We start from the raw sequence: 20,627 nt of genomic DNA, 5'->3' as shown, positions 1-20,627 counted from the left end.
CTGTCCAAATAGGAGGAAGGAAATATGAAAAAGCTTGAATCAATGGAGCAGTTTGAACAATTAAAAGACAATGGAAAACATATCTTTATGTTTTCCGCAGATTGGTGTCCGGATTGCCGCATCATTGAACCGATTTTGCCAGAAATTGAAGCAAAATATCAAGAATACACGTTTATTTATGTTGATCGGGATCAGTTTATTGATTTGTGTATTCAGCTTGAGGTATTTGGAATCCCAAGCTTTATTGGCTTTAAAGATGGGCAGGAAACTGGACGCTTTGTCAGCAAGGATCGTAAAACCCAAGAAGAAATTGAGAATTTTATTGATGGCCTAAGCAAATAAGATTCGTTAAATCTCCTATCCTTTCAAATGTGGGGGTCACACGTTAAAAAAATGTATAAATTTTCAGCTGGAAGTCTATTCGACGTAGCGGAAAATTTCAGGAATTAAGTATAAGCGCAACTACGCCTCTGTCTTTGCCTTTTCAGGGCTCGCCAATCGGCGAGTCTTCTTTAAATACAATAAAGTTGAAATAGCTCCTTTAAGGAGGGACTTATATGAAAATGGATAGTATAAAAATGAAGAAGGAATTAGAAAAACGATTAACAAATTCCAATCGATCCTTTTCTTTCGACAAGAAGAAAGATGAACTGAGGATTGAAAATAAACAAACAGGTAAAGGGATTACGATATCTCTGCCAGGAATCATCGCCAAATGGGAATTACAAAAGGAAAAGGCGATTGATGAAGTGGTTTATTATGTAGAAGAAGGACTTCAAGCGATGGAAGGAGATATTCAGCTTTCAGGGCAGGAGAAAAACATCTTTCCAGTTATCCGTTCAACCTCATTTCCATCTGAATCTGAAGAAGGGGTACCCTTCTTATTTGATGAACATACAGCGGAAACTAGAATCTATTATGCGCTTGATTTAGGCACAACTTACCGGCTAATCGATAGGAAACTCATAGAAAAAGAAGGCTGGGTTCCCGAAAGAATCAAGGAAACGGCATTATTTAATGTACGCTCTCTTTCTACTGAAATGAAAAGTGATGAGGTTGCAGGCAATACGTATTACTTTCTAAATAAAAATGACGGCTATGATGCGAGCAGAATATTAAACGAGCCATTTATTAAAAAGATGGAGCAGAAAATTGAAGGTTCCATGGCAGTAGCTGTTCCTCATCAGGATGTATTAATCATTGCTGATATTAAGAATGAGACTGGGTATGATATTCTTGCTGAGTTAACAATGAGCTTTTTTGCAAGCGGACGTGTGCCGATTACGGCATTATCCTTTGTCTATGAAAATGGATCATTCGAACCAATTTTTATCCTCGGGAAAAATCGAAAAAAATAAATACAAATACTTATAAGAGGATCACTCCAAGTGGTCCTTTTTGTCTTATTTCTTTTTTTTCTCCAAATTTCGCGAAATACTGCTAAAATAAGATAGATAGAATGAAAGAAAGAGTTGGTATACATTGAGTTTGTTTAAGAAGTTTTTTCAAATGTTTAAGAATGAGGAAGAAGAATATAAAGAAGATGAAAGTCAAGAATACGTGGATTACGAGCATGTAAACAGACAATATGAAACGCCAAAAGAGATTGATGCAAAAATCGTGTATCAATATCCAAAAGGTCAATTTCGCTTCCCGTTAATTCCTGATGAGCCAAAGAATAGAGAGCCAAGAGTTAGACAGGCAAATAAAAGAGAGCCGTTGAAAAAACGAGCAGAACAACAATCCTTCCCTACCCCTAATCCACCGTCTAAAAAGACGAAAGAGAAGGAAGAACCTGTAAAAAAGAGAGGCCCATTTCGACCAACAGAAATTCCTTCTCCGATATACGGATTTGACCGCCCAAAAATGAAAACTAGACTTGCGGAACATGAGAACCTAGAACCAATTGAGTACGAATTAAGCGATGCTCCTAAAATGGAAGAAGCATATGTAGTAGAAGAAATAGATGTATGTGAAACAAATGATCGATCTATTCATCCACAGGATGCAGCTGAAAATAAAATAGATCCTTTTTCAAATCATGAGGAAGTTCATGTGGAAACATTATTGGAAGAGCCTGAGCTAGCTATGGAAGAGATCTATCCTATTTCTAGAGAAGTTGAATTTGCTGAAGAATCGGAGGAAGTGACAGACGATAGTAGTCAATTCCTCGAAAGTCAAGAGAGCATTGACGAAGAACCGGAACCAGTTTCTTCAGCAAGAAAGCATATTCCATTTAATGTAATCATGTTAAACCAAGATAAAAAAAATCTTACTGAAAAATTAACTCCTTTCAAATCTGGTTTAGAAGCTAAACGGCCTTTTGTACCGAAGGAAGCTCCGGTTCTGCCTGTCGATAAACCAATGATTCAGGATCAACCGATCAGTCAGAATGAAGAAATTTCCTATTATGAATTTCCATCAAGAACACTGCTTACTGCTCCTATCTATCAGGAGGAATCATTTGAATGGATACAAGAACAGGAGCAGTTATTGAATTCTACGTTAAAAAACTTTAATGTTCATGCGAAAGTAGTTAATATTACGCAAGGACCATCCGTAACGAGGTATGAAGTCCAGCCTGAACCTGGTGTAAAGGTGAACAAAATCACAAATCTTTCAGATGATATTAAGTTAAGCCTTGCTGCAAGGGACATTAGGATTGAAGCCCCAATTCCTGGCAAGCATACAATTGGAATTGAAGTGCCAAATAAGAAAAGCAGACCTGTATATATAAGTGAAATTATTAATAGTCCTGAATTTCGTGATAGTGCTTCGCCTTTAACAGCAGTACTTGGTTTAGATATTGCCGGCAATCCAATTGTAACAGACTTACGTAAAATGCCTCATGGATTAATTGCAGGAGCAACAGGCTCAGGAAAAAGTGTTTGTATCAATTCCATTTTAGTCAGCCTTTTATATAAGGCAACGCCTGATGAATTAAAGTTAATCCTCATAGATCCAAAAATGGTTGAATTAGCACCGTATAACCGCATCCCCCATTTAGTTAGTCCGGTTATTACAGATGTGAAAGCTGCAACTGCTGCCTTAAAATGGGCTGTCGAAGAAATGGAACGGCGCTATGAGTTATTTGCTCATGCAGGTGTAAGGGATATCAACCGCTTTAATGAACTGGCAATGGAACACAAACGCTATGCTGATAAGCTTCCATTCATGGTTATTATTATTGATGAGCTTGCAGATTTAATGATGATGTCACCAGCAGATGTGGAGGAAGCCATTTGCCGAATTGCACAAAAGGCAAGGGCATGTGGCATTCATTTGATCATCGCTACACAAAGACCATCCGTTGATGTAATTACAGGCTTAATCAAAGCAAATGTTCCAACTAGAATTGCTTTTTCTGTATCATCACAAATTGATTCACGGACGATTATTGATATAAGCGGAGCTGAAAAATTGCTTGGCCGAGGAGATATGTTATTTTTGGAAAATGGCAGCTCTAAACCTGTTCGTCTGCAGGGTACTTATGTGTCTGATAATGAAATCGACGATGTCGTTGCACATGTTAGAAAAGAAAGAGAGCCTGAATATTTATTTGAACAGGAAGAATTATTGAAAAAGGCACAAATGATTGAAGAAGAGGATGAGCTTTTTTATGAAGCCTGTGAATTTGTTGTGGATCAAGGCTCAGCCTCGACCTCAAGTCTGCAAAGAAGGTTTAAAATCGGCTATAATCGAGCAGCACGGTTAATCGATATGATGGAAAAACAAGGAATGATCTCTGAAGCACGCGGAAGCAAGCCGCGTGATGTTCTAATTACTGAAGCTGATCTTGAATCAGTCCAAGGTACTAGTACAATAAATTAATCCATGGTATTCTTTACTTGCATGTTTAAAATACTAAGAATAAATATTTGTTATTTACTGAGGAGCTTTTAGAAATGAAAGAAATTGAGTTAAAACTTCAAGGGGAAATCAAACGTCTTACAAACCAGACATTTAAATTCGATGAGCGTGTGAAAGACGGCTGGTTTTCCGCTGTATATTTTTTAAAGACGAGAGAGATCGTGAATAAATATAAGAAGGATAACATTGTCACGATGCAGTTTTTTCAAAAAAATCATGCAGTATTATGCGGGACAGATGAAGTTATTGCACTTCTTAAAACTTTTGCTGATAATCCGGATGAACTTGAAATATATTCTTTAAAGGATGGCGACAAAATATCACCATTCGAAACAGTATTAACCATTACAGGTCAATATCAAACGTTTGGCTACCTCGAAGGGGTCATTGACGGGATTCTTTCGAGACGGACGTCTGTCGCAACAAACGTATACAACGTCGTTAAGGCGGCGAGTGCTTCAGGAAAGCAGAAGCAAGTGATTTTCATGGGTGACCGCGACGATCACTATATTACTCAGGCGGGGGATGGATATGCAGCCCATATTGGAGGGGCAACAGCACAAGCAACTCATGCAATGAATGAGTGGTGGGGAAAACAAGGCATGGGAACGATGCCTCATGCACTTATCCAACTATTCAATGGAGATATTGTAGCTGCTACGAAAGCCTATCAAGAAACCTTCCCTGAAGATGACCTAGTTGCTTTAGTTGATTACAATAATGATGTAATTACGGATTCTCTTAAGGTTGCGAGAACATTTGGTAAGGATTTAAAGGGAGTGCGCTTAGATACTTCACGGACATTGATCGATCAATACTTCTTACGAAATCAGCATCTGCTAGGGACGTTTGACCCTAGGGGTGTAAATGCAGAATTAGTATTCGCCCTTAGAAATGCTTTGGATAAAGAAGGATTTACCCATGTGAAAATTGTTGTAAGTGGCGGATTTAATGAATCACGAATTCAAGAATTTGAGGAAAATGGTGTCCCAGTTGATACCTATGGTGTTGGAAGCAGTTTGTTGAAGATTAATATTGGGTTTACAGGTGATAATGTATTAATTAATGGAAAACATGCAGCTAAAGCAGGCAGGCGGTACCGTCCAAACCCAAGACTAGAAAAAGTGGAATAAATAGAAAAAACAGCAGGTATAGGAACAATCAACAAGTGGATTGTTCCTAGCTTTTACTTGAAAGTAAAAAAGGATTACTTTTTAATCCTTTTTATTACATAGTTATTAACGATAAATAATGGTATAATATTTGAATATGAATTTTAATTGGATAATTTATCGCAGATTAACGGGCTGTAAGACCCCTACTTTAAGAAGTTGTGGGAACAAAAATTCTAAGTGGGGGATCAACAGCCCGTAAATACCCGACGACGGACAGGATGTCCTAGTCAGGCGAAGGCCACAGGACGTGGCGTTTCTGAGCGTGATTGGTTCAACTATCAATTAGTGGGGGATGAAGAAAACCCCCACTGATTGAAGTTTCACTTTATTGTTCTTTTAAATTTGTTCTGCTTAAAAAGCATGTCCTAGATTGGGATGTGCGCAAAACTAGATAAATGTCATATACTGTTTTACAGATATACGATGGTTGGAGGTTCTTTTTATGACTATTTACCATTTCGTAGGTATTAAGGGGTCTGGAATGAGTGCCTTGGCTCAAGTTCTCCATGATATGAATTTTCAGGTTCAAGGCTCAGACTATGAAAAACATTTCTTTACTCAACTCGCCCTTGAGCAATCTGGAATAAAGATCCTTCCCTTTCAAAAGGAGAATATACAGCCAGGTATGACGATTATTGCCGGGAATGCCTTTCCGGATACTCATGAAGAAATACAAGAAGCGATGAAGATAGGCTTGCCAATTATACGTTACCATCGCTTTCTAGGTGACTTTATGAATAACTTTACGAGTATCGCCATCACTGGTGCACACGGGAAAACGTCAACTACAGGCTTGCTTGCACATGTAATGAAAGGTGCTAAGCCAACTTCATTCCTTATTGGAGACGGTACAGGAAGAGGAGAAGAGAACGCGGAGTATTTCGTTTTCGAGGCATGCGAATATAGAAGACATTTCTTGTCATATTTCCCTGATTATGCAATTATGACAAATATTGATTTTGATCACCCAGATTACTTTGCTAATATTGACGATGTATTTTCGGCTTTCCAGGAAATGTCATGGCAAGTAAATAAGGGTATTTTTGCATGTGGAGATGATGAACATCTGCAAAAAATTCAAGCAAAAGTCCCCGTCCTTTTTTATGGATTTGGTGAGGAAAATGATTTTCAAGCACGGAATATCGTGAAAACAACAGAAGGAACAACATTTGATGTTTTTGTTAGAAATACTTTTTTCGAAACGTTCTCCATTCGTTCCTTTGGGGATCATAACATCCTAAATTCACTGGCAGTCATTGCTATTTGTCACTATGAGGAAATCGATTCACGCATTGTTCAGGAATATCTTCAATCTTTTGAAGGGGTAAAAAGAAGATTTTCTGAAAAAGAGATTGGAACGCAAGTTATCATAGATGATTATGCACACCATCCGACAGAAATTAAAGCGACAATCGATGCGGCCAGACAAAAGTATCCTGAACGTGAGATTGTTAGTGTTTTTCAGCCACATACATTTACAAGAACACAAACCTTCCTTGATGATTTTGCTGATAGTTTAAATTTAGCGGATAAAGTTTATCTATGTGAAATCTTCGGGTCTGCACGGGAAGTTCATGGACAGCTTTCCATTGAGGATTTAAAAGCAAAAGTTCCTAATGCGGAAATTTTGCTAGAAGAAGAAACAGCTATTTTAAAAACATATGATAATGCCGTTATTATTTTTATGGGGGCAGGAGATATTCAGAAGTTTCAGGAAGCCTATGAAAAACAGCTTTAAAAAAAGATGCAGCTAAATTAAGCTGCATCTTTTTTTGTACACGTGCATTTCATTATTTAAGGTTCTCAGGATTTAGTGCCTCTAGCTCTGGGATAACGAAACGGCCGTCCTTACGGATAAGGCGATCGTCAAAATAGATTTCACCGCCGCCATAATCAGGGCGCTGAATATTGACCATATCCCAATGAATATTTGATTTGTTTCCATTATATGCATCATCATATGCCTGGCCTGGAGTAAAGTGGAAGCTGCCATCAATTTTTTCATCGAATAGGATATCCTGCATTGGATGTTGGATAAAAGGATTTACGCCAATGGCGAATTCGCCAATATAACGGGCACCTTCATCTGTATTGAATATTTTATTAATTCTTTTACTATCATTTGCTACTGCTTCAACAATCTTTCCATCCTTAAAGGTTAATTTCACATTTTCAAATGTGAAGCCTTGATATGGAGAAGGAGTATTATATGTGATCACTCCATTCACCGAATCACGAACAGGTGCCGTGTAAACCTCTCCGTCAGGTATATTCATTTGCCCCGAGCATTTAATTGCTGGAATATCCTTGATTGAGAATGTTAAGTCTGTTCCAGGCCCTGTGATTTTAACTTTGTCAGTATTGTTCATTAATTCAACTAGATTGTCCATTGCTTGATCCATTTTGCCATAGTCAAGATTACATACTTTGAAGTAGAAATCTTCGAAAGCTTCAGTACTCATCTTAGCCAGCTGTGCCATTGAAGAATTTGGGTATCTAAGAACAACCCATTTGGTTTTTGGTACGCGAATGTCACTGTGGACTTTTCTGCCAATCGTTGAACCTTGAATTCTCATTTTTTCATCTGGCACATCCGCATGCTCATTAATGTTATCGCCTGATCTAAGACCTATGTATGCATCCATTTTACTCATTACATTTGCTTCAAAATCTGCCATCATATTAAATTGTTCTTCCTGTGCTCCTAATAATAGAGCACGGTCCACTTGATGATCTTTCAGTGAAACAAATGGATAGCCGCCAGCCGCATATGCTTCTTTAACTAGCGCTGTTACAAGCTCTCTTTGCAGCCCAAAGTTTTCAATAAGAACCTTTTCACCCTTTTGCAGGCGCACTGAATAGTTTATTAAATTTTTTGCGAGTGTTTCAATTCGAGGATCTTTCATTGTTATCCCTCCGAATAAGTATTAGTATGTCACCATACTATTGTACCCGAAATAACCATTTTTGTTTATTTAAACCCTTCAGATATGATAAATTTATATTTGTAATGGAAAATGTCGAAAGCAAAAGAAGGTATGTGCACGGTAGTATGGAAATGTATTAAGGAAAAAAAGGTTTATGTCGAACGAAATAGGGTAGAAAGATAGTAGTAATATTCCATTTGGAGGTGCTTTTATTGCAAATTATATTATATTTGAGTATAGCGGTTATTGCGATTGCATTTTTAATTCTTGTTATTTATTTATCTAAAACATTAAAATCTTTACAGGTAACACTAGATAGTGTGTCGAAGACATTAGTAGGGTTAGAAAAACAATTAGATGGGGTAACAAGAGAAACAACCGAACTTTTACATAAAACCAATGCACTTGCAGAGGATATACAGCATAAGTCAAAAAGCTTGAATAGTGTAGTTGTTGCGGTTAAAGATGTAGGAGATACCGTTCGCAGTTTTAATGGTTCGATCCAAAAGGTCACTACCTCTGTGAATAGTCAATTTGAAGAAAATAAGGACAAGATTGCTGCAGTGGTTCAGTGGAGTCAGATTTTTCTCGAAATGAAGGATAAATGGAAAATGAGAAAACAAAACGAAAAGTCTATAGTGGAGGACGAACAAGTCCTTCAGAAGAAAAGGGTTAGAGGAAGAAACTAAAGGAGGAGTAATGAATATGGGTAGTCAAGAACGAATCCAAAATGATCAAAATCAGTTGAAATCAGAAGAAAGTATAAACACAAAAGATTTTTTGATTGGCGCTTTAATCGGTGGGATCGTCGGTGCTGCCACAGCACTTTTCCTGGCGCCTAAATCTGGTAAAGAATTAAGAAGTAATATGAACGATCAGGCGATTGTTCTGAAAGCAAAAACAGGTCAAATACGTGAAACTGCAGTTGCGAAGGGAACAGAATTGGCAAGTGCAGCAAAGGAAAAAACAAGTGCCATTACAAATACAGTCTCCAAGCAGAGTGCAGAAATCATGAATAAGGTAAAGAATTTGAAGGCTGGAGATGAATCGCAGGCTCATGCTGAGGAAAGGAATACAGGACATATCCCTTTGCCTGCACATGACTCTGAAATTCAAAAGAGACTGGAAGAAACGAAGAAAGCTTTCGACGAAACAGAGGAAAAGGTTCGTCAATAAATGGAAATTTGTATTAGAAACGGTGAAGTGGTAAGTGAGCTTCACCGTTATTTGTAACGGAGGGATTACAGTGGAAAGAATAAATGAAAATGCAGCATTCGATAAGAAAATTGGAGAAGAGGATTTGTTTCTTCTCTTCAAGCATAGCTCGACATGTCCAATTAGCCAGGCTGCTTATGAGGAATATGAAACATTTGCAAATGAAAATATGAAGGTAAAGACGTATTATCTTGTTGTACAAGAGGATCGTCCTCTTTCCAATCATATTGCTGAAAGCTTTCAGATTAAACATGAATCACCGCAAGCGATTCTCTTTAAAAAGAGTGAACCGGTTTGGCATGCATCTCATTGGAAAATTACAAATGATTCACTAGCAAAAGCAATGAAGGAAAATGAATAACAAAAAACATCCATTTTTTTAAATGGATGTTTTTTGTTTAGATGGCCAGACAATTGTCAGGTCATCCCCTGGCTCAAGCCTGCTATGAAATGTTGCCTGTTCCCCGTTTTTTAATAAAACAAAGTTCCCATTAGCCTGTGCGGGCATTTCAATATCGACATGACCAAATAAATCCTGAAATAGGAAAGGTTCTAGCTTACGATGCTCAATTACAATATGATCTCCATCCTGGATGGGATCATTTTCTGCCAGAATCGTATTATTTCTTCTAATGATAGAAATAGGCTTGTGAAGATGGATGTTTTCCCCATTAAATGAGATGGGAATCGTATGTGACAGCATAATTTGTTTTACTTCAGCTAATTCCTTAATTGTTGGCATCATTTTTTTCTCTATGATAATATGGTCTTTATGCTCATAGCTGTTATGTAGCTTAACCTCTATGCCATTTCGATAAACCTTGCCTGAGAACGATGGGATAAATGTTTCTTTTTCATTTATTTTCACTCTGAATGGTCGAGACTCTATTATATATTCATGTAAATTTAGTGAGGTAAGCAGGTCTTCAATCGACTCTGGAATTTTGCATTCAATTACATCACGATCTTCAACAAAGTTGTCAGCTGAAACAACCTTTCTATTACAGGTAATGATCGCTTCTATCGAATAATCGTTTTCGTTTATCATTACTTCTCTTTTTGGAATTTCATCGATTAAATCTTTTATTTGTAATTCTGCCCTCTGGCCATCCTTCCCTTTTTCAATATGGAGCTGGTCTCCATTTTCGATTTCGCTGTCTAAAGAACTAACTTGCCCATTAAGCAGTATGACTGGTGCATCCCCATGACCGCCAGGAATGGTAATATTTTGCCCATTTAAAGTAACAATAAGAGCTAAGCCTGGTTTTCCATATAGCTTATTCATCTTTATTCCAGCAGCAAGCAGACAATCACCTACAGTCAGTTTTTTGACTTCGAATAATCGGACAGGCTGTTCATTCACATAAACCGTTTTGTATTGAACAGGTGAGTGATGCGCAGCGATGGCGATCCCGATTGGTGTTACAAGCTCTGGTCCTTGAGCAATATGATCAGCGATTGTTAATGAGCGAATGGCATCGATTCCCCTAATTGCAACCCTGTTTTCAGGGAGATTTAGTTTCTCAGCGACCCTTTTTGGCAGTTCGGGAGTGAGACTGCCGCCGCCGACGAGCATAACTGCTTTAGGGGGTTTGTTATTGTTCAATTCGAATATTTCATTGCAAATAGAAGAGGCAAGCCGATCAAGTACAGGGGAAATTTGTGACACAAGATCTTCTTTTCTCACTTCAGTTTCAAATCCTAGTATATCTGTAACTGTTATTGTATCATTCTTATATAATTCTCTTTTCGCTTCCTCTGCAAAGGGGAAATCTAAGAGCAATTGGTCGCTAATTGCTTCAGTTATTTCGTCACCAGCAACAGGAACCATTCCATAAGCAATGACTGTTCCTAGATCTGTTATGGCAATATCCGATGTCCCAGCACCAATATCAACTAATGCAACATTTAGTCGGCGCATAGAAGGAGGAATTAATACATGAATAGCTGCAATTGGCTCAAGTGTTAATGCTTCCATTTCAAGACCGGCTCTGTGAAGGGCTGATAGCAGCGATTCAACAACAACCTTTGGCAAGAATGTAGCAATAATTTCAACTGAAGCTTCTTTCCCTTGCTGATCGATTAAATTGCCGATCTCTTCGCCATCGAGACGGTAATAAAGAACAGAATAGCCAACACAATAATAATAATAGGTTTGTTCGGACTCATGTTTCTCTGCGACAACAGATTGAGCTTGTTGGACTGCCGAAAGTTCAAGGTGGAGAATATCCTGGTTCTTAATAAGCGGTTTGCCATTAATATCGATCGTTACTTTTGAACGTTCTGTTTTTAACGCTCTGCCGGCAGCAGCAACACAAACTTTTTTAAGTGGACCGTGTTTTTCCTCGAGCTGTTGTTTAATTTCAGAAATGATCTTTGATACGGATAGGACATCATGTATTTGTCCATCTAGCATTGCTCGTTCTGTATGCTCTTTAACTAAACTGTCTACAACATGGTAGTGCCCATCCTGTTCTTCTAAGATAATACCAATCACAGAACGTGTGCCAATATCTAATGCGAAAAGCTTTTTATGTTTTTGCAAAGGAAAACACCTTCTTCATAGTTCATTTGTTACTTTATTGCTTAAAAGCGTTTAATTGATAAAGAAATTATTAGTGACATACTCAGATAATTCATATATAATAACTCTAATTATTTAAAATGTAACATATAATATCGGGTCGATAAAGAAGAAAAGCGTAAGCGCCTTAATCATCGCTGTATAAACTGGAGGAGACTTGAAGTTTGATTAGCGATAGGTGCTTGCACTAGACAATTATCAAAGTAACACTCTTTTTCTGACTCAACATTTAAAAATGGAAAGGAAGGGATTGTAATGAGTAAGGAACTTGATCAACTACGTAATCGTGTGGACGAACTAAACCTACAGCTTTTATCATTAATTAATGAAAGAGCCAAGCTTGTTCAGGAAATTGGAAAGGCGAAGGAAACACAGGGGGTTTATCGTTATGATCCTGTCCGTGAGAGAAAAATGCTTGATCAGATTAAGGAGCATAATGATGGGCCATTTGAAAACTCAACCATTGAACATGTATTTAAGGAAATTTTCAAAGCTGGATTAGAGCTTCAAGAGGATGATCACCGCAAAGCTCTATTAGTTTCTAGAAAAAAGAAACCTGAAAACACGATTGTTGAACTTAAAGGAGAAAGAATAGGTGATGGGAAACCTCATTTAGTCTTTGGTCCATGTGCGGTGGAATCCTATGAACAAGTAGCGACTGTTGCAAATGCTGTAAGAGCAAAGGGGCTTAAGCTTTTACGTGGAGGAGCCTTTAAACCTAGAACATCTCCTTATGATTTCCAAGGTCTTGGATTAGAAGGCTTAAAAATATTAAAAAGAATTGGCGATGAGTTTGACCTAGCTGTTATTAGTGAGATTGTTAGCCCTGCTGACATTGAAGTAGCAGTGGACTATCTAGATGTCATTCAAATAGGCGCAAGAAACATGCAAAACTTTGAACTGTTGAAGGCAGCCGGAGCAGTAAATAAGCCAATCCTTTTAAAACGGGGGATTTCTGCTACAATTGAAGAGTTCATAAATGCGGCTGAGTATATTATGGCTCAAGGCAATGGACAAATTATTCTTTGTGAACGTGGAATTCGAACGTATGAACGTGCAACAAGAAATACACTAGATATTTCTGCTGTCCCAATTTTGAAGAAAGAAACCCATTTACCAGTATTGGTTGATGTCACGCATTCTACTGGAAGAAGAGACTTGCTTCTCCCTACAGCTAAGGCAGCTTTAGCAATTGGTGCTGATGGAGTAATGGCTGAGGTTCATCCGGATCCAGCAGTAGCGTTATCAGATAATGCACAACAAATGGATTTAAAGCAATTTGATGAATTTATGAACGAACTTCGATCATTCGCCTTTGCCAGAGTTTAATAGTGAAAGCCTTCTGCATCGTGTAGAAGGCTTTTTATTGTGTATTTTTTATAAAAAAACAAGTCTTTACATTGCGGCTTGTCAATTACTGTCGTATGATTGAATACATAATTATACATATATTTTTAATCAGATTCCAAGAGAATGAGTAGGTTGCTGCAGCTTGCAGTAAACTATGATAAACCATATGGATCGTTATTAGAATAAGGAGTGAAAATTTATGAATGTAACAATATATGATGTGGCAAGAGAAGCCAATGTATCAATGGCAACTGTTTCAAGGGTTGTTAATGGGAATCCTAACGTGAAGCCAGCTACCCGAAAGAAAGTATTGGAGGTAATTGAAAAACTAGGTTATCGTCCAAATGCTGTTGCTCGCGGTCTTGCCAGTAAAAAAACAACAACTGTAGGTGTAATTATTCCGGATATTTCAAGTACATTTTTTGCTGAGCTTGCCAGAGGAATTGAAGATATCGCAACAATGTACAAATATAATATTATTCTTAGCAATTCAGATCAAAACTTGGATAAAGAACTGCATTTATTAAATACAATGCTTGGAAAACAAGTGGATGGAATTGTTTTTATGGGAGGAAATATTACTCCAGAACTTGTTGAGGAATTTGAAAAATCTCCTGTACCGATTGTACTTGCAGGTTCTATTGAAGAAAGTGAGAAAATCCCGTCAGTAAATATTAACTACGAACAAGCCACATTTGATGCGATTCATTCCTTTATCGAAAAGGGACATAAGGAAATTGCAATCGCTATCGGTCCCTTAGTAGAGCCAATTAACCGGGATAAAAAATTAGCAGGATATAAACGGGCACTTGCTGAAGCCGGAATTGAATACAATGAAGACTTCGTGGTAGAAGGGGATTATACATATGATTCCGGAATAGAAGTATTTGAAAAGCTTCTTGAACAAAGTAAGAAACCAACTGCGATCTTTTCAGGATCGGATGAAATGGCCTTAGGCGTTGTTCATGGAGCAGAGGATAGAGGCTTCAAAATCCCCGAGGATTTTGAAGTAATTAGTTCGGATAATACTCGTTTATCATTAATGGTAAGACCACAGCTCACTACTGTTGTGCAGCCTTTATACGATATTGGTGCAGTTGCAATGAGACTCCTTACAAAATTAATGAATAAAGAAGAAATCTCTGATCATATTATTGTTCTTCCTCATCGAATCGAACAGCGAAACTCAACTAAATAATAAAAAAGCAGATAACACATTATTTTTAAATGATCGGGAGAGGGAATATGAAAAGGTTTGATGCGTTAACACCTATTGGTTTAATCGTTGGTTTGGGGATGCTTATTTTTGGGGTTATTACAAACGGTGGAATGAGTGGATTTCTTTCGTTTATTGACCCTGCTTCTATGTTAATTGTAGTGGGCGGTCTACTCGCTGGACTGCTTGTCAGCTTCCCGTTAAAGGATATGAAGCATATGTTCACTGTCATTAGGCATGGCTTTTCACATAATGAGCAAAACTTAAGCGGATTAATTAAGACATTTGTTCATCTATCTGACCGTGCACGGCGAGAGGGATTATTATCTTTAGAGACACAATTGGATGAGGTTAATGATCCTTTCATACGCAAGGGGATTTTACTTGCAGTTGATGGAATTGAGCCAGATGTTATTAACGATATTATGAATGCAGAAATAGTGGCTATGGAAGAAAGACATAGAAAAGGTAGAAGTATACTTGAAAAGGCTGGGGAATATGCTCCTGCATGGGGGATGATCGGAACACTGATTGGACTAGTCCTTATGTTAAAAAGTCTGAATGATCCATCCTCTTTAGGACCTAATATGGCAATTGCTTTATTAACTACTTTATATGGAACATTGTTAGCTAATTTATTTTTCCTGCCGTTAGCTTCTAAGCTTGCTTTAAAGACAGAACAAGAGGTATTTTTTAAGCAAATCATTATTGAAGGAGTTATCGGCGTGCAATCTGGCCAGAATCCTAAACTATTAGAAGAGAAATTAAGTGCCTTTCTATCCTCTAAAGAGAGAAAAGAAGCGATTCAAGCTATGAATTCAGGGGAGGCTCTGAATGATGAAGCTTAAGAGAAGGACAGCTGGGCAAGCGAAAGGCGCCCCGGCCTGGATGGTCACATTCTCTGATTTAGTTACACTCATATTAGTTTTCTTTATTTTGCTGTTTTCAATGTCCCAAATTGATATGATTAAGTTTAAAGCAATTACTGAATCATTCCAGGAGCATTTTTTTGACTTCTACCCTTCAATGATCCCGCTGGAAAACCCAGCTGCCGTGGAGACGGAATTGCCGGAGAATAATGAAGAGAAAGATATGTCCGAGGAATCCTTACAGAATTTATTAACTGAAGTACAAAACTACCTGGACAAAAATGGCTTGGAGGATGTAATTATTGCCAACCGGACGGAACGTGGAGTCGTACTTGTATTGCAAGAGCAGGTTCTATTTGATCCGGGGCAAGCGACCCTTCTTGGGGATTCACATGCCTTTTTAACTAAAGTAGGCGAGCTTTTGGTGAAGCTGCCTAATTTAGTTAAGGTAGAAGGCCATACAGATGATATTCCAATGAGTTCTTTTAGATATCCATCCAATTGGGAGCTTTCAGCTGCACGTGCCAGCAGTGTAATAAATTATCTGATAGCTAATCATCAGCTTGATAGCCGCCGATTTATTGCAGTTGGCTATGCGGATACAAGACCAGTTATTTCTAATGATAGTCCGGAAAATCGTCAGAAAAATCGCCGGGTAGAAATAATTATTTCAGATCCAAAATATAGTGAAGATGATCTAGCTTCATAATAAAAAGGACCAATGCGGTCCTTTTTATTGTCTAGCTCCAGCGCCTATCGCCTATCAAACTTCAGGCCCCCTCCCTGCGATAAGTCAACATCGGTTCGCTTTCGCTTACCGTGTTTCCTTTATCTCAGTCGCGGTCCTTCCAGTTTGTACGGCGATGATCAAGGCGCTTGCGCTTTTCTTATATCGATTCTGTTTTTTTCTGATTCCTAATTGGGTACAGTGCTTTATCTAATGTTTGTTTATTTTTTTCGGTTATTTCTAATTTGCGAGGAATCGGCTTGTACATATCTTCCGGATCATCCCAGCTTACTGGAAGCGGGATAGGTGCTTGATCCTGCCATCCATTGATCCATTCGGATGGCAAACTGCCATAACAATTTGAGTTTTCAGTCATTTCTAGCCAGATTAGTGCCCAAGCTCTTGGAACGACACGCCATATGTCATAGCCGCCTCCTCCAACAGCTATCCATCTTCCATCGCAATACTGATGGGCAATTTCATGAGCCAACTTTGGAATTTCACGATAAATGTTCATAGTTGCTGATAAATGGGTAAGGGGATCATGAAAATGTGAATCAGCACCGTTTTGAGTAAGGATGACATCGGGTTTGAAAAATTCAGCTACCTCCCTAATGGATGTGCGATATACATCAAGCCAAGATTCATCTTCAGTAAATGCATCTAGCGGAATATTAAAAGAATATCCGTATCCTTTTCCCTGTCCTCTTTCATTTACATTTCCGGTCCCAGGAAATAAATATCTGCCGGTTTCATGGATGGAAAGTGTACAAACATTCGGATCATCATAAAAGGACCACTGGACACCATCTCCATGATGGGCATCTGTATCGATATAGAGCACTCTTGCTTTATATTTTTCTTGCATATACTTAATAGCAACTGAACTGTCATTGTACACACAAAAGCCGGATGCCTTCCCTCGAAAACCATGGTGCAGACCGCCGCCTAAATGTAGGGCATGTCTTGCATGCCCGTTCATTACCAAGTCAACTGCCGTTAGTGTTCCTCCTACGAGTAATGAACTAGCTTCATGCATATTTTGAAAAATTGGAACATCTTCTGTGCCAAGTCCATAATTATCTGCTTGTTCAGCAGACAGCTGGCCGCTTCCTGCGAGCTTGACTGCATGAATATATCTAGGGTCATGAATTAATTCCAGCTCGTCGTCTGTCGCAGGACGCGGAGGTATGAGATGATCGTCCCGAATAGCTTGCAAATGTTGAAGCAAATCAAGTGTTAATTTGATTCTTATTTGATTAAAGGGATGATTTGTATTGAATTTGTAGCTCAGCAAATCCTCTGAATAAATAAAAACTGAATCCTGCATCATGATGACATCCCTGGATAATTGGGCCATAGAACTTGAAGACCAGCATTTTTTAAATCCTCTATTAATGAAAGAGGGTTCATTGTTTGAAGTCTTATGACAATAATTTTATATTTTTCATCACTTTTATCAGGGTAGACGAGGACACTTTGAATATTTGCATTTTTATTCCTAATTACAGATGAAATTTCATGGAGCATTCCTGTTTTGTTTGGAACACGTACCTCAATTTGAGATCCTGGCTGGTGTGCTCCAGTCAATTCAACTAACGTTCGAAGCAAATCTGTTTCTGTTACTATCCCAATTAATTTTTTATTGTTTATTATAGGCAGGCAGCCAATCCGATGCTCATATATAATGGCGGAGATTTCTTCAACAAAGTCAAGCGGGTGCCCGGTAATTACATCAGTTTTCATGATCATTTTCAGTGGATTTTGTAATCCAGCTTTAAACTTCTCTGTTTCAAATATGGACGGTGTTGCATCACGAATATCTCTATCTGTGACTAGGCCAACTAAATGTTGTTCAATATTTATAATTGGAAGGTGACGAATTTTCTTCTCACCCATTAATCGAATAGCATCTGCTATACTATCATTCTCAAATAATGAAATAACGTCCTTCTTCATAATTTCTTCAACAATCACTTACGACCCCTCCATTCTAAAAATGATTGTAAATCTAGTACATAAATCGGTTCATGAAACGGAGACGGTCAAACCGCTGAACGGAGTCTAAATCGACTCTTTTGCCAATTTTGGCCATTAAACAATTAGCGGGATGTGAACTGATCTCAGGATCATCTGTTGCATACCAAACAAGACCGCCAGCATTCATCATTTTCTCCATTATTTTTCGGTATTCCCATACATTTAACCCTGTGCCTTTTAGGTCCCAGTGCCAATAATATTCGGTAGTGATGGTAATATAATCTTCCATTGCGTCATCCATCATAGAAACCTTCAATAAGTTTTTACCTGTTCCAGATCCTCTGAACTCAGGTATGACCTCAATTGCCCCTAGCTCAATTAAATTTTCCATTTGCCCCTCAGACCATCTTTCTAGTGGATCAGGGTACACATAAGTAACGTAACCGATAATCATATCTCTGCTTCGAGCAACAATTATTCTTCCTTCAGGAAGACCGGCAATTTCAATAAGTGCTTTTTTTTGCTGTTCTGATGGACGAAAAGCTGTTAAATCTTTATGAAACTCGTATCCCATTAATTTTTCAGGTGAGATAGGACCTTCGATAAGCACTGGTCCCCTTGGAGTCTTAATTTCTTTCGCATTATACGTTTTTCGATGTTCCATTTATACACCGCCTATAAATATGATTATGAGTAATTCTATTATACATAATATCTTGTATTTTTAAGCGCTTTCAAATGATTTTCCATTGTATTCAGATTTTTTTGTGACAATTATGGATCTATTCTACTAAGTTAATAAAAAATTGGCGAGACAATATTTTTAAAATTGAGAATTGATTGAACTTATACTATAATAGTAAACAATTAAGAAATGCAAGAGCGCCCTGCTTACTCTTGAATATTCTTTCTTACATATGAAATGGGAAGGGCTGAAGTTTTATTTTTATTTAAAGGGGGATTTTTTTATGAAAGTGGAAGCGTTGCCAGCAACTAAAGGGGACTATAATCTTAAAAATTATGATGATCTGTACAACAACTTTGATTGGAAGGTTGTTGAGAAAGAATTTTCTTGGAATAAAACGGGCCGTGTCAATATGGCCTATGAGGCAATTGACCGGCATGCAGAAACCTACAGAAAAAATAAGATTGCCCTTTATTTCAGGGACGGCTTAAGGAAAGAAAAATATACGTTTAAAGAAATGAAGGAGTTTTCGAATAAAGCAGGAAATGCTTTGAAAGCATATGGAGATGTCGAAAAAGGAGATAGGGTCTTTATCTTTATGCCTCGTTCCCCAGAGTTGTATTTTGCTGCTTTAGGCGCAATAAAGCTTGGTGCAATTGTAGGGCCATTATTTGAAGCATTCATGGAGGGAGCTGTACGTGACAGATTAGAGGATAGTGAAGCAAAGGTTCTGATCACGACACCAGATCTATTAAAGCGTGTTCCTGTCGATGAGCTTCCATCATTAAAAACTATTTTCCTAGTAGGAGAAAATATTGTTGAGGACGGACCATATGTAGATTTTAATAAACGATCTGCAGAAGCAAGCAATAAGCTTTCAATTGAGTGGGTAGAGCGGACAGATGGTCTTATTCTTCATTATACTTCTGGCTCCACAGGAAAGCCAAAAGGGGTTCTTCACGTTCATAATGCAATGATTCAGCATTATCAAACAGCCAAATGGGTGCTCGATTTACAAGAGGATGATATTTACTGGTGTACAGCCGATCCGGGTTGGGTTACCGGCACATCCTATGGGATGTTTGGGCCATGGTTAGCGGGAGCATCAAATGTAATTATCGGGGGAAGATTTAATCCCGAATCATGGTATAAAATGATTGAAGAATATGGTGTTTCCGTCTGGTATAGTGCGCCTACTGCATTTAGAATGCTAATGGGTGCTGGAGATGAAATCGTTAAGAGATTCGATCTGAGCACTCTTCGACATGTTGTGAGTGTCGGGGAGCCACTGAATCCAGAGGTCGTTAAATGGGGGATGAAGGTATTCCATTTAAGAATTCATGATACATGGTGGATGACAGAAACTGGCGGGCTGTTAATCTGTAATTATCCATGTCTGGAAATTAAACCTGGATCTATGGGGAAACCAATTCCTGGAGTAGTTGCTGCAATTGTGGATGATCAAGGGAATGAGCTGCCTCCATATCGCATGGGAAACTTAGCTATTAAAAAGGGCTGGCCAGCGATGATGCATACGATCTGGAATAATAAACAAAAATATGAATCTTACTTCATGCCTGGTGATTGGTATGTCTCTGGTGATTCTGCCTACATGGATGAAGCAGGCTATTTCTGGTTCCAGGGACGGGTAGATGATGTTATTATGACCTCAGGTGAGCGGGTTGGCCCATTTGAAGTAGAAAGTAAGCTGCTGGAGCATCCAGCTGTTGCAGAGGCTGGTGTCATCGGCAAGCCAGACCCTGTAAGAGGAGAAATTATTAAAGCATTTATTGCGTTGCTGGATGGTCATGAACCATCGGAGGAATTAATTGAGGATATTCGCCAATTTGTGAAAAAAGGGCTTGCAGCCCATGCTGCACCACGCGAAATTGAATTTCGTGATAAACTGCCAAAAACAAGAAGTGGAAAGATAATGCGCCGGGTATTAAAGGCATGGGAGCTGGATCTTCCGACTGGCGATCTTTCGACAATGGAAGACTAATTAATTGTGAATAAATATAAAAAGAAC

General features: G+C 38.3%; 18 protein-coding genes. 13 read left to right on the top strand and 5 right to left on the bottom strand.

The genetic code is table 11. From position 1 onward, the window contains the following. Window positions 1-24 precede the first annotated feature (24 nt). The 5 genes from AN957_RS21130 (at window position 25) to murC (ending at window position 6,783) form a co-directional block, all read left to right on the top strand. Complete coding sequence (locus AN957_RS21130) at window positions 25-342, top strand: thioredoxin family protein (RefSeq protein WP_053477343.1); 318 nt, start codon at window positions 25-27, stop codon at window positions 340-342. A 215-nt stretch (window positions 343-557) separates the two neighbouring features. Further along, complete coding sequence (locus AN957_RS21125) at window positions 558-1,358, top strand: DUF1444 domain-containing protein (RefSeq protein ID WP_053477342.1); 801 nt, start codon at window positions 558-560, stop codon at window positions 1,356-1,358. A 151-nt stretch (window positions 1,359-1,509) separates the two neighbouring features. Next, window positions 1,510-3,831 carry a DNA translocase FtsK gene (locus AN957_RS21120; protein WP_053477341.1) on the top strand — a complete coding sequence of 774 codons (2,322 nt, stop codon included), beginning with the start codon at window positions 1,510-1,512 and terminating at the stop codon, window positions 3,829-3,831. 74 nt (window positions 3,832-3,905) lie between these two features. Next, window positions 3,906-5,003, top strand: a complete 1,098-nt coding sequence (locus tag AN957_RS21115) for a nicotinate phosphoribosyltransferase (protein ID WP_056686035.1) — start codon at window positions 3,906-3,908, stop codon at window positions 5,001-5,003. A gap of 484 nt (window positions 5,004-5,487) precedes the next feature. Then, the gene (murC, locus tag AN957_RS21110) at window positions 5,488-6,783 is read left to right on the top strand and encodes a UDP-N-acetylmuramate--L-alanine ligase (protein ID WP_056686032.1); all 1,296 of its coding nucleotides are present in this window, start codon (window positions 5,488-5,490) and stop codon (window positions 6,781-6,783) included. Window positions 6,784-6,835: 52 nt separating this feature from the next. On the opposite strand, the gene AN957_RS21105 is transcribed toward murC, so the two are convergent. Further along, on the bottom strand, window positions 6,836-7,951 hold the full coding sequence (locus AN957_RS21105) for an aminopeptidase (protein ID WP_056686029.1): 1,116 nt from the start codon (window positions 7,949-7,951) through the stop codon (window positions 6,836-6,838). 233 nt (window positions 7,952-8,184) lie between these two features. On the opposite strand from AN957_RS21105, the gene AN957_RS21100 reads away from it, so the two are divergent. The 3 genes from AN957_RS21100 to ytxJ all read left to right on the top strand — a co-directional run bounded on the left by AN957_RS21100 (window position 8,185) and on the right by ytxJ (window position 9,548). After that, window positions 8,185-8,661, top strand: a complete 477-nt coding sequence (locus AN957_RS21100) for a DUF948 domain-containing protein (RefSeq protein WP_056686026.1) — start codon at window positions 8,185-8,187, stop codon at window positions 8,659-8,661. A 16-nt stretch (window positions 8,662-8,677) separates the two neighbouring features. Then, window positions 8,678-9,148 (top strand): YtxH domain-containing protein, encoded by a 471-nt coding sequence (locus tag AN957_RS21095; protein WP_053477336.1) that lies wholly within the window; start codon window positions 8,678-8,680, stop codon window positions 9,146-9,148. Between the two features lie 79 nt (window positions 9,149-9,227). Further along, a complete protein-coding gene (ytxJ, locus tag AN957_RS21090; RefSeq protein WP_379999350.1) occupies window positions 9,228-9,548 on the top strand; it encodes a bacillithiol system redox-active protein YtxJ in 321 nt (106 codons plus the stop codon). Window positions 9,549-9,566: 18 nt separating this feature from the next. Here the strand turns inward: ytxJ and AN957_RS21085 are convergent, their stop codons facing one another. After that, window positions 9,567-11,732: a cell division protein FtsA gene (locus AN957_RS21085; RefSeq protein WP_053477334.1), complete on the bottom strand. Its 2,166-nt coding sequence runs from the start codon at window positions 11,730-11,732 to the stop codon at window positions 9,567-9,569. A gap of 294 nt (window positions 11,733-12,026) precedes the next feature. Between AN957_RS21085 and AN957_RS21080 the strand changes: the two genes are divergently transcribed. The 4 genes from AN957_RS21080 to motS all read left to right on the top strand — a co-directional run bounded on the left by AN957_RS21080 (window position 12,027) and on the right by motS (window position 15,915). Beyond that, a complete protein-coding gene (locus AN957_RS21080) occupies window positions 12,027-13,100 on the top strand; it encodes a bifunctional 3-deoxy-7-phosphoheptulonate synthase/chorismate mutase (RefSeq protein ID WP_053477333.1) in 1,074 nt (357 codons plus the stop codon). Between the two features lie 220 nt (window positions 13,101-13,320). After that, on the top strand, window positions 13,321-14,319 hold the full coding sequence (ccpA, locus tag AN957_RS21075; protein ID WP_053477332.1) for a catabolite control protein A: 999 nt from the start codon (window positions 13,321-13,323) through the stop codon (window positions 14,317-14,319). Between the two features lie 47 nt (window positions 14,320-14,366). Further along, on the top strand, window positions 14,367-15,185 hold the full coding sequence (gene motP / locus AN957_RS21070; protein ID WP_053477331.1) for a flagellar motor protein MotP: 819 nt from the start codon (window positions 14,367-14,369) through the stop codon (window positions 15,183-15,185). Further along, a complete protein-coding gene (gene motS / locus AN957_RS21065) occupies window positions 15,172-15,915 on the top strand; it encodes a flagellar motor protein MotS (RefSeq protein ID WP_379999238.1) in 744 nt (247 codons plus the stop codon). Before motP ends, motS begins: the two co-directional genes overlap by 14 nt. Before the next feature lie 178 nt (window positions 15,916-16,093). Here the strand turns inward: motS and AN957_RS21060 are convergent, their stop codons facing one another. The 3 genes from AN957_RS21060 to AN957_RS21050 are packed head-to-tail and all read right to left on the bottom strand — an operon-like array spanning window position 16,094 to window position 18,577. Then, entirely contained in the window at window positions 16,094-17,266 is a 1,173-nt protein-coding gene (locus AN957_RS21060; protein ID WP_053477330.1) for an acetoin utilization protein AcuC, read from the bottom strand. Continuing rightward, complete coding sequence (locus AN957_RS21055) at window positions 17,263-17,910, bottom strand: acetoin utilization AcuB family protein (RefSeq protein ID WP_053477329.1); 648 nt, start codon at window positions 17,908-17,910, stop codon at window positions 17,263-17,265. Before AN957_RS21055 ends, AN957_RS21060 begins: the two co-directional genes overlap by 4 nt. Window positions 17,911-17,944: 34 nt before the next feature. Continuing rightward, window positions 17,945-18,577, bottom strand: a complete 633-nt coding sequence (locus tag AN957_RS21050) for a GNAT family N-acetyltransferase (RefSeq protein ID WP_053477328.1) — start codon at window positions 18,575-18,577, stop codon at window positions 17,945-17,947. Between the two features lie 304 nt (window positions 18,578-18,881). Here AN957_RS21050 and acsA point away from each other — a divergent pair, with 304 nt between their 5' ends. Further along, window positions 18,882-20,600 (top strand): acetate--CoA ligase, encoded by a 1,719-nt coding sequence (gene acsA, locus AN957_RS21045; RefSeq protein WP_053477327.1) that lies wholly within the window; start codon window positions 18,882-18,884, stop codon window positions 20,598-20,600. Window positions 20,601-20,627 lie beyond the last annotated feature (27 nt).

This window comes from Cytobacillus solani (assembly GCF_001420595.1).
In the GTDB taxonomy this organism is placed as follows: domain Bacteria; phylum Bacillota; class Bacilli; order Bacillales; family Cytobacillaceae; genus Cytobacillus; species Cytobacillus solani.
The sequence above is the reverse complement of the archived record's forward strand: the minus strand, read 5'-3'. Positions and strand labels throughout refer to the sequence as shown.